Origin of the sequence: Abiotrophia sp. HMSC24B09 (assembly GCF_001815865.1) — a bacterium.
Classification (GTDB): Bacteria; Bacillota; Bacilli; order Lactobacillales; family Aerococcaceae; genus Abiotrophia.
The window spans coordinates 63953-79663 of record NZ_KV822187.1 but is presented as its reverse complement, the minus strand read 5'-3'; the positions used below and the strand labels follow the sequence as shown (position 1 = coordinate 79663).

General features: G+C 47.6%; 11 protein-coding genes. 10 read left to right on the top strand and 1 reads right to left on the bottom strand.

Translation table 11 applies throughout. From position 1 onward, the window contains the following. The first annotated feature begins 127 nt into the window (after positions 1-127). From gndA to HMPREF3093_RS00275, 8 genes are all read left to right on the top strand, one after another. Positions 128-1573, top strand: a complete 1446-nt coding sequence (gene gndA, locus HMPREF3093_RS00310; RefSeq protein ID WP_070755075.1) for an NADP-dependent phosphogluconate dehydrogenase — start codon at positions 128-130, stop codon at positions 1571-1573. Positions 1574-1925: 352 nt separating this feature from the next. Beyond that, positions 1926-3617 carry an arginine--tRNA ligase gene (gene argS, locus HMPREF3093_RS00305; protein ID WP_070755074.1) on the top strand — a complete coding sequence of 564 codons (1692 nt, stop codon included), beginning with the start codon at positions 1926-1928 and terminating at the stop codon, positions 3615-3617. Positions 3618-3669: 52 nt separating this feature from the next. Next, positions 3670-4167, top strand: a complete 498-nt coding sequence (locus HMPREF3093_RS09990) for a methylated-DNA--[protein]-cysteine S-methyltransferase (protein WP_070755073.1) — start codon at positions 3670-3672, stop codon at positions 4165-4167. A 162-nt stretch (positions 4168-4329) separates the two neighbouring features. Beyond that, positions 4330-6033, top strand: coding sequence for a M3 family oligoendopeptidase (locus HMPREF3093_RS00295; RefSeq protein ID WP_070755072.1), 1704 nt, complete (start codon positions 4330-4332; stop codon positions 6031-6033). Between the two features lie 22 nt (positions 6034-6055). Next, a complete protein-coding gene (locus HMPREF3093_RS00290) occupies positions 6056-7417 on the top strand; it encodes an MATE family efflux transporter (protein WP_070755071.1) in 1362 nt (453 codons plus the stop codon). 21 nt (positions 7418-7438) lie between these two features. Then, positions 7439-8509, top strand: a complete 1071-nt coding sequence (locus tag HMPREF3093_RS00285) for a Gfo/Idh/MocA family protein (protein ID WP_070755070.1) — start codon at positions 7439-7441, stop codon at positions 8507-8509. Beyond that, on the top strand, positions 8509-9795 hold the full coding sequence (locus HMPREF3093_RS00280; RefSeq protein WP_070755069.1) for a DEAD/DEAH box helicase: 1287 nt from the start codon (positions 8509-8511) through the stop codon (positions 9793-9795). Before HMPREF3093_RS00285 ends, HMPREF3093_RS00280 begins: the two co-directional genes overlap by 1 nt. A gap of 16 nt (positions 9796-9811) precedes the next feature. Next, positions 9812-10678, top strand: a complete 867-nt coding sequence (locus tag HMPREF3093_RS00275) for an ROK family protein (RefSeq protein ID WP_070755068.1) — start codon at positions 9812-9814, stop codon at positions 10676-10678. A 47-nt stretch (positions 10679-10725) separates the two neighbouring features. Here the strand turns inward: HMPREF3093_RS00275 and HMPREF3093_RS00270 are convergent, their stop codons facing one another. Further along, positions 10726-11769, bottom strand: coding sequence for a DUF1189 family protein (locus tag HMPREF3093_RS00270; protein WP_070755067.1), 1044 nt, complete (start codon positions 11767-11769; stop codon positions 10726-10728). A gap of 436 nt (positions 11770-12205) precedes the next feature. On the opposite strand from HMPREF3093_RS00270, the gene HMPREF3093_RS00265 reads away from it, so the two are divergent. Beyond that, positions 12206-13951 carry an ABC transporter ATP-binding protein gene (locus HMPREF3093_RS00265; RefSeq protein ID WP_070755066.1) on the top strand — a complete coding sequence of 582 codons (1746 nt, stop codon included), beginning with the start codon at positions 12206-12208 and terminating at the stop codon, positions 13949-13951. Next, positions 13948-15702: an ABC transporter ATP-binding protein gene (locus HMPREF3093_RS00260; protein ID WP_070755065.1), complete on the top strand. Its 1755-nt coding sequence runs from the start codon at positions 13948-13950 to the stop codon at positions 15700-15702. The genes HMPREF3093_RS00265 and HMPREF3093_RS00260 overlap by 4 nt, the downstream gene beginning before the upstream one ends. Positions 15703-15711: the final 9 nt, after the last annotated feature.

The following is a 15711-nucleotide window of genomic DNA, read 5'->3' as shown; positions in this document are numbered from 1 at the left end:
TTTGGCCTAGAAGCAGAATTAATCAGCTATTTCTGGCACATATTAAGCGCAAAACTTTAATCGTAGGTCCATTTATGCTAAAATAAGACCGTTAAAAGTAAAAAGACAAATTGGAGGAATTGGATCAATGACTAAGCAACAAATTGGTGTCGTTGGTATGGCCGTGATGGGTCGTAACATTGCCTTAAATATTGAAAGCCGTGGCTACAGTGTCTCACTCTATAACCGTACTGGCTCTAAAACGACTGAGGTTTTGGAACAAAACCCAGGTAAGAACCTAGTAGGGACCTACACAGTAGAAGAATTCGTCAACAGCCTTGAATCTCCACGTAAGATTCTTCTTATGGTTCAAGCTGGCCGAGGAACGGACGCAACCATCGACGCACTCTTGCCACACTTAGACAAGGGTGACATTGTCATTGATGGTGGGAACACCTTCTTCAAGGATACCATTCGCCGTAGCGAACGCTTGGCCGAATTAGGCATTAATTTTGTTGGGACTGGGGTTTCCGGTGGTGAAGAGGGTGCCTTACATGGTCCTTCTATCATGCCAGGCGGGCCTCAATCAGCCTATGAATTAGTGGCGCCAATCTTGCGCGATATCTCAGCAAAAGCACCAGAAGATGGCGAACCATGCGTGACCTACATTGGCGAAAATGGTGCGGGTCACTATGTTAAGATGGTCCACAACGGGATTGAGTATGGGGACATGCAGTTAATCGCAGAGTCTTACGACCTCTTGCACCGCGTCCTTGGTTTATCTGCTGCTGAAATTTCTCAAATCTTTGGCGAGTGGAACAAGGGTGAGTTGGACAGCTTCCTCATGGAAATCTCAACTCAAATCCTCGCAACCGTCGACCCAGCAACTGGTAAGCCAATGGTAGATGTGATCATGGACCGAGCTGGTAACAAGGGGACAGGTAAGTGGACCTCTCAATCAGCCTTAGACTTAGGGGAGCCATTGTCTCTGATTACGGAATCTGTCTTCGCTCGTTACATTTCAACCTTCAAGGAAGAACGCGTGGCAGCCAGCCAAGTCATTCCTGGGGTAGATTTCCAAGCTAACTTATCTGAAGCAGATAAAAAAGACATCATTGAAGCCGTGCGTCAAGCCCTCTATTTCTCTAAGATTGTCAGCTATGCCCAAGGTTTCGCTCAAATGAAGGCAGCTAGCCAAGAATACGGCTGGACCCTCAACTATGGCGAAATTGCCAAGATCTTCCGTGCAGGCTGTATCATCCGTGCTAAGTTCTTGCAAAAGATTACCGATGCCTACAGCAAGAACCCTGACTTAGATAACCTCATGTTGGATGACTACTTCCTCAATATCTTAGGTAGCAACCAAGCTGCGGTTCGTCGCGTGGTGACTTTAGCCATTCAAGCAGGGATTCCAGTGCCAACCTTCTCAAGTGCTTTGGCCTACTATGATTCCTACCGTTCACCAGTCTTACCAGCTAACTTAATCCAAGCCCAACGCGACCTCTTCGGGGCTCACACCTACCAACGCGTAGACCGCCCAGGTACCTTCCACTTCCACTGGAACCAAGGTCGTGAGGAGCAATTAGAAGACTAAAATAGTCTAGCCAAGTCCATAGGACTGTGATACAATAGCAACTAGAATATGCAGTAAGCAGGAGAGAGTAGTCTGTCCTAGCCTCAGACAGCGAGCCGGGATGCTGAGAGCCGGTAGAGGTCAACAGATGAAGCGCACTCTTGGATACTATTTAGGTGAAGGGCCTAGGCCTGCTAGCCTAAGTCGGAGCCCACTCCGTTATCAAGTATAAGGGTTGCCCGCCGTTTGCCGGCAACTGAAGTAGAGTGGTACCGCGTATTAATTAGTCACTAATTCGCCTCTAGATTTCCCTTAGGGATATCTGGGGGCTTTTTTCAAATTTTCCATCTCATCAAACAATAGGAGGCACACAATGAATCAAAAATCAGCCGTCGTGTCAGCCCTCAGCCCAGTCTTGGCTGAGCATCTGACCGAGCAAGCAATTGAACAGTTAATTGAAGTTCCAAGTCATGCTGAGCATGGTGACTTGGCCTTTCCTGTATTCCAACTAGCTAAGGTCTTCCGCAAGGCCCCTCAAGCCATCGCCCAAGAAGTAGCAGAGCAAGTAGACGCCAGCAAGTTTGACAAGGTAGTGGCCATGGGTCCTTATGTCAACTTCTTCCTCAAACGCGGTACAGTAGTTAACGAAACCTTGCACGCGGTCCTAGAAGGGGGCGCTAGCTACGGCCAGGCAGACCTAGGTCAAGGCCGTAACGTCGTCATCGACATGTCCTCACCTAACATTGCCAAGCCAATGTCTATGGGCCATTTGCGTTCAACAGTGATTGGGAACTCTATTTCGCTTATCTTGGCTAAATTAGGTTACCAACCGGTTCGCGTCAACCACTTAGGTGACTGGGGAACACAATTTGGTAAGTTGATTGTGGCTTACCAAGGCTGGGGTGACGAAGCCACGGTTAAGGCTGACCCAGTCAAAGAATTGGTTAAGCTCTATGTTGATTTCCACGAAAAAGCTGAAACCCAACCAGAACTAGAAGACCAAGCACGGGCTATCTTCAAGCGCTTGGAAGATGGCGACCCAGAAATGTTAGCCCTCTGGCAATGGTTCCGCGAAGAGTCTCTTAAAGAATTCCAAAAAGTCTATGACCTCTTAGAAGTAGAGTTTGACTCCTATAATGGGGAAGCTTTCTACAACGACAAGATGGATGAAATCGTGGACCTCCTTGAAGAAAAAGGCCTCTTATCGGTTGATAATGGTGCTACCTTGGTTCACTTGGAAGATGAGACGCTGCCACCTGCTTTGATTAAAAAATCAGACGGTTCAACCCTCTACCTGACACGTGACTTGGCGACAGCTTACTACCGTAAGCGGACCTATGATTTTGCTAAGAACCTCTATGTCATGGGGAGCGAGCAAAGTGTTCACTTCAAGCAACTTCAAACTGTCTTAGAGATGATGGGCAACGAATGGGCAAAAGATATGGCCCATGTGCCATTTGGTTTGATTACCTTGAATGGGAAGAAACTGTCTACCCGTAAAGGTAAGATTGTCCTCTTGGAAGAAGTGCTTAAGGAAGCCATTAGCTTAGCGCGTCAACAAATTGAGCTCAAGAACCCAGGCTTGGAAAACAAGGACCAAGTTGCCCGTCAAGTAGGGGTAGGGGCTGTTGTCTTCCATGACCTCAAGACAGAGCGTATGAATAGCTTCGACTTCAACCTGGAAGAAATCGTCCAATTTGAAGGGGAAACTGGACCATATGTTCAGTACACCCACGCCCGTTCTCGTAGTATCTTGTCCAAGTACGGCCAAGATCTTGACTTATCAGCTGAATTTGACCTATCGGATGACTATGCTTGGGAAGTAGCTAAGAAATTAGCAGACTATCCACGCATTATCCGTCAGGCGGGTGACCGTTACGAGCCATCCGTCGTGGCTAAGTACTTGGTACAGTTGGCACAATTATTTAATAAATACTATGCTAATAGTCGCATCTTAGATCAAGATGCCGGCACTGCTTCCCGGATTGCCTTGGTAGCAGCTGTGGCTCAAGTCCTCAAGGATGGACTCCATCTCTTAGGCCTTCACGCGCCAGACAAAATGTAAGCAAAGCAAAAGGGGCGCTTGTCGCCTCTTTTTGCTCAGAAAGGATGACATGATGTTAAGCTATTGTCTTTATGATCATAATTTGGGTCAACTGCCAGTCGTTGCCCATCAAGGGCGTTTAGTCTATATTGGCGCCTTTGGCGAGTCACTGGCGGACTGTCAGGCTGACTTAGACCCCAAAGGTCGCTACCAATGGCAGGAGCAGGAGCTGCCTGAGATTTGCTTAGCCTTGGATCAGTATTTTAGTGGTCAAGCCCCCCTAGCATTAGCCTATGACTTTATTAAGGGAACCGACTTTCAGCAGGCAGTTTGGCGGGCCTTGGCTCAGATTCCCTATGGTCAGACTTGTTCCTATAAGGAATTAGCACAAGCCCTGGGCAGGCCTAAGGCGGTGCGGGCCGTTGCCAATGCAGTGGGCCAGAATCCCCTTAGCATTCTCCTGCCTTGTCACCGGGTCTTGGCTCACGATGGCAGTCTGGGAGGCTATCGTGGTGGATTAGGTATGAAGACCTATCTCTTGAACTTAGAAGGGACTGGGCCTAAGAATTAAATGAGTCCAACTAAAAAGTCCAGAAGCTAGTTGCTTTTGGGCTTTTTCTGTTTGGAGCCCATAGAGTGTGTATAATTTGGCACTGATTATGCAAAAATATAGGACCTAAAGGCTGGTTTTGTGCTATAATGAAGCTAACTGTAAATAGAAAGAAGTGATACTATGAAATTTTCAGAATTGGAGTATCAGAGACCTGATCTAGACCTTCTGAAAGAAGATTTTTTTAATCAAATTTCACTGATTGAAAAGGCAGAAGAGGCGGAAGTTGCTCTCAAAGCCACCAAACATATTCAAGAAATCCAAAATACTTTAGGGACCTTATCAACCTTGGTAAGCATCCGTAACAGCATTAATACCAAGGATAGCTTCTACGAAGAAGAAACAGCCTTCTGGGATGAGCACTTCCCAATTATTGGTGAATGGGATACGGCTTACTATCGAGCTGTCTTAGGCTCTAAGTGGCGGAGTGAATTGGAAAACTACCTGCCAGAGACCTTCTTCCCAATGGCTGAGAACAGCCTCAAGGTCTTCAGTCCTGAGATTATTCCTTTACTGCAACAAGAGAACAAGCTCAGCACCGAATACAGCAAGCTCCAAGCTTCTGCTGAAATCGAGTTCCAAGGTCAAACCTACAACTTGCCAGGTATGGCTAAGTTTGCCCAAGACCCTGACCGGGAGGTCCGTCGTCAAGCTTCTGAATTGGTCGGCGCCTTCTATAATGACCATGAAGCAGAATTTGACCGTATTTATGATCAATTAGTCAAGGTTCGCGACCAAATCGCTAAGACCTTGGGCTTCAAGGACTTCGTTGAAGTAGGTTACTTGCGTATGAACCGCTTAGACTATAACCGTCAACAAGTGGAAGTTTATCGCCAAGAAATCTTGGAGCACGTCGTGCCTGTGGTAAACAAACTCTACCAACGTCAAGCAGATCGTTTAGGGCTAGAAAGTCTCAAACCTTACGACTTGGAGTATAAATTCAAGTCTGGTAATGCCATGCCTCAAGGGACGCCAGAAGAAATTTTGGCCGCTGGAGTTAAGATGTACCATGAACTTTCGCCAGAAACAGGTGAGTTTATTGACTTTATGGTCGATCGCGAGCTCTTAGACTTGGTAACCAAACCAGGTAAGGCTAGTGGGGGTTACTGTACCTACTTGCCAGATTATGAAGCACCCTTTATCTTCTCTAACTTTAATGGGACGGCTGCTGACGTCGATGTCTTGACCCACGAAGCAGGGCACGCCTTCCAAGTCTTCCAATCCCGTTGGATCCAAACACCAGAATGTGTCTGGCCAACCTTTGAATCTTGTGAGATTCACTCTATGTCCATGGAATTCCTGGCTTGGCCTTGGATGGAACTCTTCTTCGGCTCACAAACTCTCAAATATAAGTTTACACACTTATCTGGTGGCTTAATCTTCTTACCATATGGGGTTTTAGTGGACCACTTCCAACATGAAGTCTACGAACATCCTGAAATGACACCAGCTGAGCGCCGTGCGACATGGCGTCGTTTGGAGCGTCAATATGTGCCTTGGAAAGAGTATGAAGCAGATTCCTTCTTAGATCGCGGAGGCTTCTGGTTCCGTCAGGGCCACATTTTCGCCAGCCCATTCTACTACATCGACTATACCTTGGCTCAAGTCTGCGCCTTCCAATTCTGGAAACGAAGCCAAATTGATGATGATCCAAGTGTATGGACCGATTACCTCAATATTTGTCGGACAGGTGGGACCAAGTCCTTCCTTAAGATCGTGGCAGAAGCTAATCTTAAATCACCATTTGAGCCAGGTAGCCTAGTAGAAACGGTGCAAGCCATTGAACAATATCTAGACGATATTCCGGAATCAGCCTTCCAAGCCTAGTCGCTAGAAAGGTGGTTCTATCATGGAACAATCGCAAGATCGGCAGATCAGTCGTCAGGTCCTTAACCTATCTTGGCCCATCTTACTTGAGGTCACCTTTACCTCCTTGTTCGGGATGGTTAATATGGTGGTCTTGGGCCAGTATGGGGGCGGACTCTATCCGGTCGATGTCAATGTAACGGCTGTGGGGCTGTCCAACCAACCCTTCTTCTTTATCCTTGCTGTCGTGCAAGCGCTAGGGGTAGGGGGGACAACCTTAATTGCCCGTGCCTATGGCGCTAAGGAGCTCCATCGACTGGGTCGTATTCTTAAGCATAACCTCATGTTGGGTTTGGCCTTATCGACCTTCTTTGTAGCCTCCGTCCTGATCTTCCAAAAAGCCATGATGGATTTTTTGGGAGCAGATGCCCTGACTCAAGAAGCGGGCTTAATCTACTATCGCTTGGTCATGATTGGCCTCTGGTTTAACTGCTTGGCGGCCCTCCTATCCTCTTCTATTCGAGGGGTAGGGGAGACTCAAATCCCTATGCGGATTAATGTCATAGCCAATGCCATTAATGTGACCTTGGCCTTTAGTTTGGTAAATGGTTATTTTGGACTGCCAGAACTTGGCATTACAGGAGCAGGGATTGCCACCTTGGTGGCTAATGTCTGCTCGGGCTTAGGTTTGCTCTTTTATATTTCTAGTGGCCGGTCTGCCATCCAGGTTGATTGGTTCAAGGATTGGAAATTGGAAGCCAGCACCTTTGCTGCTATTTTCCGCTTTGGGATTCCTTCGGCGGGTGAGCAAGTACTGCTGCGTTCTAGTTTGATTCTTTACACTAAGATTGTGGCTTCACTGGGAACAGTCGTGATGGCGGCCCATCAGATTGCCCTCAATATCTTATCCTTCTCCATTACGCCTGGTATGGCCTTGGGGATTGCCGCCTCTACCTTAGTCGGTCAATCCTTAGGGGCGGGGGATGTGGCCTTAGCTGATGCTTATGGCCGTAAGACAGCCAGATTCGGCCTCTACTTTGGCTTAGCCATGAGTGCCGTCTTCTTTCTAGGACGGGATGTCTTGGGCCAGATTTACACCCAACAAGCGGATGTTGTTAGCTTGGTCGCGATTCCACTTATCTGTATGGCGATACTCACGCCTTTCCAATTGGTTCAACTAGTTCAAGTGGGGGCCTTGCGTGGGGTGGGGGATACCCTCTTTCCTATGTTGTCCACGGGCTTCTCGGTCTTCTGTATCCGGGTCTGCCTGTCCTATATCTTGGTCAACTATGCTAACTGGGGTTTGGCCGGTGCTTGGATAGCCGTAATTGGCGACCAAACCATACGTTCCTTCCTCATTACCTGGCGCTATCGTCAAGGTAAATGGAAAACAATTCAAGTCTAAAAAATAGAAAGGATGGCCACAATGATTCGAGTTGGCACCATCGGGACCTCTCAGATTACAGAGCGCTTCTTAGAAGCCCTCAGTCTGCTACCAGAGGTTTATGAGCTCCACGGCGTCTATTCGCGCCAAAAGAATAAGGCTAAGGATTTAGCCCAGCGCTTTGGTGCGACCTATTACTGTGATGATTTGGCTGAATTCTGGGCGGATCCTGAGCTAGACTTGGTTTATATAGCCAGTCCCAATAGGGTCCATTTTGAACAGACCAAACGGGCCATCCAAGCTGGCAAACATGTCATGGTTGAAAAGCCCATGTTTGCTAATGTGGACCAGTGGCAGGAGGCCCATACCTTGGCCCGAGCCCATGGCGTCTTACTCTTTGAGGCTGTCCTCCACATCCACAACCCTAACTATAAACGGCTTAAGCAACTGGTGGCCAACAAGCGCCAAGATGCTAAGCAGCCTTTCCTAGGGGCTAATTTTATTCTAGGACAGTACTCTAGTCGCTATCCGGCCTATTTGGATAGCCAGGCCCAGGGCTTGGAGGCTCCTAATATCTTCAATCCAGCCATGGCAGGAGGTAGCTTGATGGATTTGGGGGTCTATCCCATTTATGTCATCGTGGATCTCTTCGGTATGCCCCAGCGCCTTAAGTATTCAGCTGTTCAAGGAGCCAATGGGGTGGACCTCTTTGGTAATGCTATTCTCTATTATGACCAGTTTCAGGTCAGTCTCCTAGTTTCTAAGGCGGTACATTCCACACAAGCCAGTGAAATCTATCTGGATAATGAGGTCATCGCCATTCAGGATATTACCCGTATTCGGACGGTCAGCCTGGCCAATAGCCAGGGGCAGACAGCAGTCATCAGTCAATATCAGCCTAAGCACGATATGGTGGGAGAACTCGGAGCCTTCGGCCAAGTCTTGCGAGGCTATCGGGGCCTAGAAGAAAAGAGCCCAGCTAATGAACTTTATCGCCACTGGACCCTCTTAAGTTATCAGGTGGCCCAAGTCATGCAGGCCATGCGACAATCGGCCCAACTCGCCTTTCCTTTCGAGGGAGAGGCCTATCAAGAAAGTGAGGTAAGCCTCTGATGTCAGAGACTCTAGAACTTGCTCCAGCCCTTGCCCAGGAATGGCAGGCTGCGGGCTATCAACAAGCCACTGCGATTCAAAAGCTCATCATGGAACCTTTGGCGCAAGGCCAATCCCTGGTGGCCATTTCGCCTACAGGCAGTGGTAAGACCTTGGCCTATCTCTTGCCGGTCTTAGGACAGCTGCAAGCCGGGCAGGGGCTACAGGCCTTGATTTTGGCGCCATCACAAGAACTGGCCAAGCAAATTGCAGGCGTGGCCCAAACTTGGGGAGGTCATTTGGATTTAAAAGTCCAATTAGTGGTGGGGGGCGCCAACTTTAAGCGTCAGCAGGAAGCCCTTAAGGCTAAGCCGGAAATCATCGTGGCGACGCCAGGTCGTTTCCTAGAATTAGCCAACCAAACCCGTAAACTCAAGGTCCACCAGGTCCGCTACTTGATTTTGGACGAGGCAGATTATTTACTGCAAGCCGAGCATGAAGGGGCCATTCACCAGATTAGAAAGTCCCTTATGCGGGATGTGACAGTTGCCTGGATTAGTGCCACTTATGGTCAGCCTTTGGTTGACTTGGTGGCCTCTGGCCTTCCCCTCTATCAGGTGGAGAAGGACCAGGTCAGCCAGTCTGGCCAGGTAGACCATGTCTATGTCCTGACGCATGATCGGCAAAAGGTCCAACAGCTCAAGCGCCTGGCCCAAGTAGCTGACATGCAAGCCTTGGTCTTCTTTGAACAGGTGCATGACCTAGAAACGGTGGCGGCTAAATTAGTCTTTCAAGGTATTAAGGTAGCGGTCATGCATGGTCAACTGTCCAAGCAGGAGCGGGAGCGGGCCTTCCGCCTAGTCCAGCAAGCTAAGGTGACTTACTTGCTGACGACTGATATGGCGGCGCGGGGCTTAGATATCCCTGACCTACCTTATATCGTCCACTATAACCGAGTGGACAGCCTAGATACCTATGTTCACCGCTCAGGTCGTACAGGCCGTATGGGGAAATCCGGAACGGTTCTTTCCCTAGTCAATGAACAGGAATTAAGGGACCTGGAAAGGCTCTTGACTTCCAGTCCTTACCAACTGACGGAGCGTATTACCTTCAAAGGCCAATTAGTAGGGCCCCAAGAACGCGCTGGTCAGCAGGATCAAGAAAGGCTAGAGGGTCCAAAGCCAAAGCCTAAAACTGGCGCTAAACCAGCCCGAAAAGCTAAGTCAGCTGCCGCGACCAAGCCTAAGAAGAAAAAAGACCGGCATCGCGACAGTAAGAACAAGGGTAAAAGAAAAGCAAAAGCATAGAAAGTGAGTGTGTAAGATGATTGGAGCAATTGAATTAGGCGGTACAAAATGTGTCTGCGCTGTCTTCGAAATGGATGGAACCTTGATTGAACGTTTGAGTGTCCCAACTGAGACGCCATCTGAATCCATGCCAAGCATGATTAACTTTTTCAAGAAATATAATGGGATTAAGGCCTTTGGTTTTGGTTCTTTCGGTCCAATTGGGGCGAACCCTAATGGCAAGGACTATGGTTATATCACCAATACACCAAAGTTGCCATGGCAACATTTTGATTTCTTGGGTGCTTTCAAGAAGGAATTTGATGTACCAATGGCTTGGACCACTGACGTCAACGCGGCAGCCTACGGGGAAATGAAGCAGGGGGCTGCGCGCGGCGTTGAAAACTGTATGTATATCACCATCGGGACCGGTGTGGGTGCTGGGGTCGTAGTAGGTGGCAAGATTATTAGCGGTTTTGCCCATCCTGAAGCAGGTCACATCAGCCTCAAACGTCATCCAGAGGACCACTATGAAGGTAAATGTCCTTTCCACCACGACTGCTTAGAAGGCATGGCTGCTGGGCCAGCGATTGAGGCACGTTGGGGTAAGAAGGGGATTGAACTCAGCAATGAGTTGGAAGTCTGGAACTTAGAAGCCTATTACATTGCCCAAGCTATCTACAACTACTATTTGATTTTGAGTACTGAACGCTTTATCTTGGGTGGCGGGGTTATGAAGCAACGCCAACTCTTCCCAATGATTCGTGAGCATTTAGTGGCGCTTAACAACAACTATGTGACCTTGCCAGAATTAGAAGGTTTCATCGTGCCACCAGCTTTGGAAGATAATGCCGGCATTACCGGCTGTTACGAATTGGCTAAGGAACTCTTAGAAGCCAAGTAAAGCACTTAAGACATAAAAAAGCTAGGACTTGAGGTCCTAGCTTTTTATTATTCATTGTCTTGATCTTGGTCAGAAGAATCTTGTGATGGCTGGTCATTTTGACTAGTGTGATCTTGAGGGTTTGCATCTGCTGCTTCTTCCTCTTTACCTTCTGCTTGATCATGACGCTCTTGTCTGGCTTCTTGAATCAAGGACATAAAGCGTTCGTTCATTTCCTCAGGGCTTAGCTTATTGGCATCTTCTTGTAAGTCCTGCATCCCTTCCTTGAAGGCTTGGCTATTGAAGGCCGAGAAGAGACTCATCATAAAGCGCTGTTGGGCGTAGTAGATGAAGGCGACCGTATAGAGGGCCAAGAAGATGAAGAAGACAAAGCCTAGAGGCATAATGATTTGTAAGAGGCCATAGATAAGGAAGGGAACAAAGGTCACTTGAATCACTAGGCGCATAGTCTGGCTAAAGAGTTTGAAGGACTTGGACCGTAGGGTAGTGAAGTGGGCCAAGTAAGAAATGAGCAGGATTACAAACCAATAGAGTAACCAGGAGATAATCCAAGCCATAATGACAAGGGACAGATAAAAGATCCAGCGGTAATTTTCAATAGAGTTTAAAGTTTGGCTAGCGACTTGCTTGTTAAAGTTGGCCTTGTAGAGGTCCGTAATTTGCATCATACGTCCAGCAACTTGGCCGAAAGCCCGATCCTTGAAGAGGAAGAAGCTGGCCACGGATTTAGTGGACAGGCGGCTAGCAATGTCCGTTGGGATAGTAGGTTGGTCTTGGGGCCCGCTAACCGTTACGGTATCATCAACAACTAATTGAAAGGACTGAGATTGGAAGTAGACAGGCTTTTGGTCTTGGGCGAGCTCTAGCTTACCGTCAACAGTATGGAAATCTGGTAGGTTATTTGAGCTAGCTTTGACATCGTCAAAGAGTTGATTGAGTGGCTTGAGGATCACCAGGATAGAGGTGACGGTTAGCCAGAGGATAATCAGCCGGCTAAGACGACGGAAGAATTTAAAGGGCACCTTGGAAAGCCCGAAGATTTGTTGGGGCATTCGCAAGGAAGAAAAGATAATGGCAATTAATTGTTTCAATGTGGTCATCCTTTATATTAATCTAGAAATTACTTTATACAGGCTTAGTTTACCGAAAGCCACACCATATTGCAAGCCAAGCTACCTGAAGGGGCCTAGGACTAAGGATGTTTGTAAAATAATTTCAAGAAAGGCTTTACAAATACGATAAGCCTGTGGTATCCTAGAAAAGTAAGAAAAAAAGAAAGAAAGGAGTATGTGTCATGATCTTAGTAGCTAAAACCAAACAAGCTAAACAACACCCACTCCTTTTAGACGTCATGCTATAAAGTGCCTTACTAGGCCTTATAGCCAAGAATATAGAAGATGATAAGACGCTAAGTTGGAGTGGCAAGGGCCAGGACTAGATTCTGTTCCTTGTGCTGTCCATCTTAGGGTCTTTTTTGTGCGTCTATTAGGGGATTTTACCTATCTAACTATATTAAGGGGGATTTTTATGTTAGCTGCCATGTGGCAATTCATTAAACGTTATCCGATGACTTACCTGATTATTCTGCTTTCCATTATTGCCGACTATATCTTGTTGGTCATTCCTACGCGCGTAACTCAGGCCATTATTGATGCCATGGCCGACCACTCGCTGACGGGTCAGAGCCTGGCTCTCTTCATTGGCATTTTCCTGGTGGTGTCGGTGGCTCAGTACACATCTGCATACCTATGGATGAGTCGACTCTTTAGTCAATCGGCATTCTATATCAAGGAAGTCAAGCTCAATCTCTACCAGAAGATCATCAGCATGCGGATTCAATTTTTTGAGAAGTTCCGTTCAGGCGACATGATGACTCGCTTCACTTCTGATGTTAGGGGAATTGAGGATTTTATGGGCTATGGCGTAATGAGCTTTCTCTTATCCGCGGGTACCTACTTTATCATTATTCCCATTATGCTATCTATTTCTTGGAAGGTGACCCTCTTAGCTCTTATTCCTTCTAGTCTCATCCTGCTTCCTCTTGTAATCTTAACGCGTCGACAAGAAGAAGCCGTGACGCAACAACGCGATGCGGTTGCTTCCCTTGGTAATGAGGTCTTAGAGGTCATAGAAGGCATTCGAGTGACGCGCGCTTACGGTAACAAACAAGAAGCCAGTCAACGTTTCCAGGCAAAAACGCGCGATTTAGCCAGCAAGGCTATCCGGATTATGTACTACCAAGCGGCGTTTGGTCGCCTATCCATTACCATTATGTCCCTGACCGCGGCCTTAGTCATTGGCGTAGGGGGACTGGAAATGGCGGCAGGGCATTTGACCTTGGGCCAAGTTATTGCCTTGCAACTCTATTCAGTTTCACTGGCTGAACCGCTCTGGTCCTTAACCGATTTGATTGTTGTCTATCAAAATGCCAAAGTCAGCCATGGTAAGATCCAAGAATTATTGGAAGCTAGCGATGATTTGGCCAGTCAAGGGACTCAAAGGCTAAGTGACCTAGAGGAGCTGAGCCTAGCTGATTATAGTTTCCGCTATCAAGGAGCTTCTGAAGACAGTCTCAGTCACATTCATCTGCGTCTGAAGAAAGGCCAGACCCTGGGGATTGTCGGTAAGACAGGTAGCGGCAAGACCACCCTGGTTCGCCAATTCCTATGCCAGTATCCCATTGGCCAGGGAGAATTCTTAGTCAACAACCGACCAATCAGTGATTTTAATCGCCACGATATGGAAAAGCTGATTGGTTATGTACCGCAAGAACACTTACTCTTTTCACGTACCGTAAGGGAGAATATTCTCTTGGGTAATCCTTCTGCCAGTCAGAAACAAGTGGATGTTGCGGTGGCCATTGCAGCCTTTAGCCAAGACTTGGAACGTATGTCGGAGGGCTACGACACTCTAATTGGGGAGAAAGGGGTGGCTATTTCAGGCGGTCAGAAGCAACGTATCTCCATCGCCCGCGCCATGATTAAGGAACCAGAGCTCCTGATTTTAGACGATGCCTTATCGGCAGTTGATGCGCGGACCGAACGTATTATTATTGAAAATATCCAAACTCTACGAGCCGGTAAGACCAATATTATTACTACCCATCGCTTAACAGCTGTGGAGCATGCCGATTGGATTGTGGTCCTAGACCAAGGCCGCATTGTAGAAGAAGGGCGCGCAGAAGATCTCATGGCCCTAGGCGGTTGGTATGCTGAACAAGCATGGCGCCAACGCCTAAATGAAGAAGTCTTAGAAGAGGAGGTGATGGCATGAGTATCCCCTTAAGATTATTTCGATTGGTCAAGGTAGAGTGGCGTCTCTTCCTCCTAGGCCTAGTGCTCTTGGGCGGGGGGACCATTATTCAAAACTATGCCCCCTTAGAAATTCAAAGAGTCATTGACCAAGTGCTCACGCCTGTCTTCAATCAGGGAAAGGAACTGGATAGGGCAGCTATGCTGCAACATCTGGGCTTCTATGTAGGCCTGATTGCCTTAGCTTCGATTATTGGCTATTTTGCTAGTATTATCTTAATGTCATGTGCCAACCGTATAGTGGAATACATCCGCAATAAGGCCTTCGATGTCATGCAGAATCTGCCGGTCTCATATTTTGATGATAAGCCAGCCGGCAAGATTTCCTCTCGCATTATTAATGACACGGAGACCCTTAGAAGCAACTTCTACGGTGGTATCATGTCGCAAGCCTTTCTTAATTTGGCTCAGGTAATCATTATTTATGTCTTTATCTTTAGCTTGAACTGGTATATTGGTTTGGCCCTTTTACTGCTCTTACCACTCTTTTATTGCTGGTATGTGCTCTACAGTCGCCAAGTCTCTCAGGCTATGAAGGTTTTCTTCGAAGCTCAAAGTGAGATTAATTCCCAGGTCAATGAAACCATGAACGGCAGTGTCATAATTCAGCTTTCTCACATAGAGTCCAGCTTCAAATCCCGTTTCCAAACAATCGTAGAGCAGATGTACCAAGCAGCCCTAAAATGGATTCGCGTGGACTCCACGGTCTCTTGGAGCTTGGGTGAATTGCTCAACCGGTCTTTTGTAGCCTTAATTTTGGCTGTGGTGGGTTATCAATTCTTGGGGCAGACTCTGGCTATTACAGTCGGCCAGCTCTTTATCTACATCAACTACTTGGATCGTCTCTTCATGAACCTCAATAACTTTGTCCGGCAATTCTCTCAGATTCAACAATCGGTGGCTACCGGCCAACGGGTCCTGGAATTACTGGACGCGGAGCAGGAAGTGGAGGTAGACCGAGACTTGGTAGTGACTCAAGGTCAAGTCGAGTTCAAAGATGTCCATTTCGCCTATGTGCCAGGTCAACCTGTCTTGAAGGATTTGAATCTGCTAGCTCAGCCAGGTCAGACCATTGCCTTGGTGGGGCATACGGGGTCAGGTAAGAGTTCTATGATTAATCTCTTGTTCCGCTTCTATGACCCTCAAGAAGGCCAGATTCTCATTGATGGACAAGCCATTGGCGACTATTCCCGTGAGAGTGTTCGTAAGGAAATGGGAATTGTGCTTCAAGACCCGTATCTTTTCACTGGAACTATTTCTTCCAATGTGACCATGGGGAATGAGGCCATTGATGATGCGGCTGTCTGGCAAGCCCTTGAGCGGGTTGGGGCCAAGGACATGGTCAGTCGCCTGCCTCAAGGTATTCAGGCTCCCGTCTTTGAAAAAGGGGCGACCTATTCCAGTGGTGAACGCCAACTGATTAGTTTTGCCCGGACCTTGGCTGCAGATCCTAAGATTTTGATTCTGGATGAGGCAACGTCTCATATTGATACGGAGACGGAAGAAATCATCCAACATGCCATGAAGGTCGTGAGCCAGGGGCGGACCACCTTTATCATTGCCCACCGCCTGTCAACCATCCAAGACGCTGATTTAATTTTGGTCTTGCATGAAGGCCAGATTGTGGAACGTGGCAATCATCAGACCTTGTTGGCCCAAGACGGACGCTATGCTGAAATGTATCGTATGCAGCTACAACAAGCCAATGGCTAGTAGCAGTGA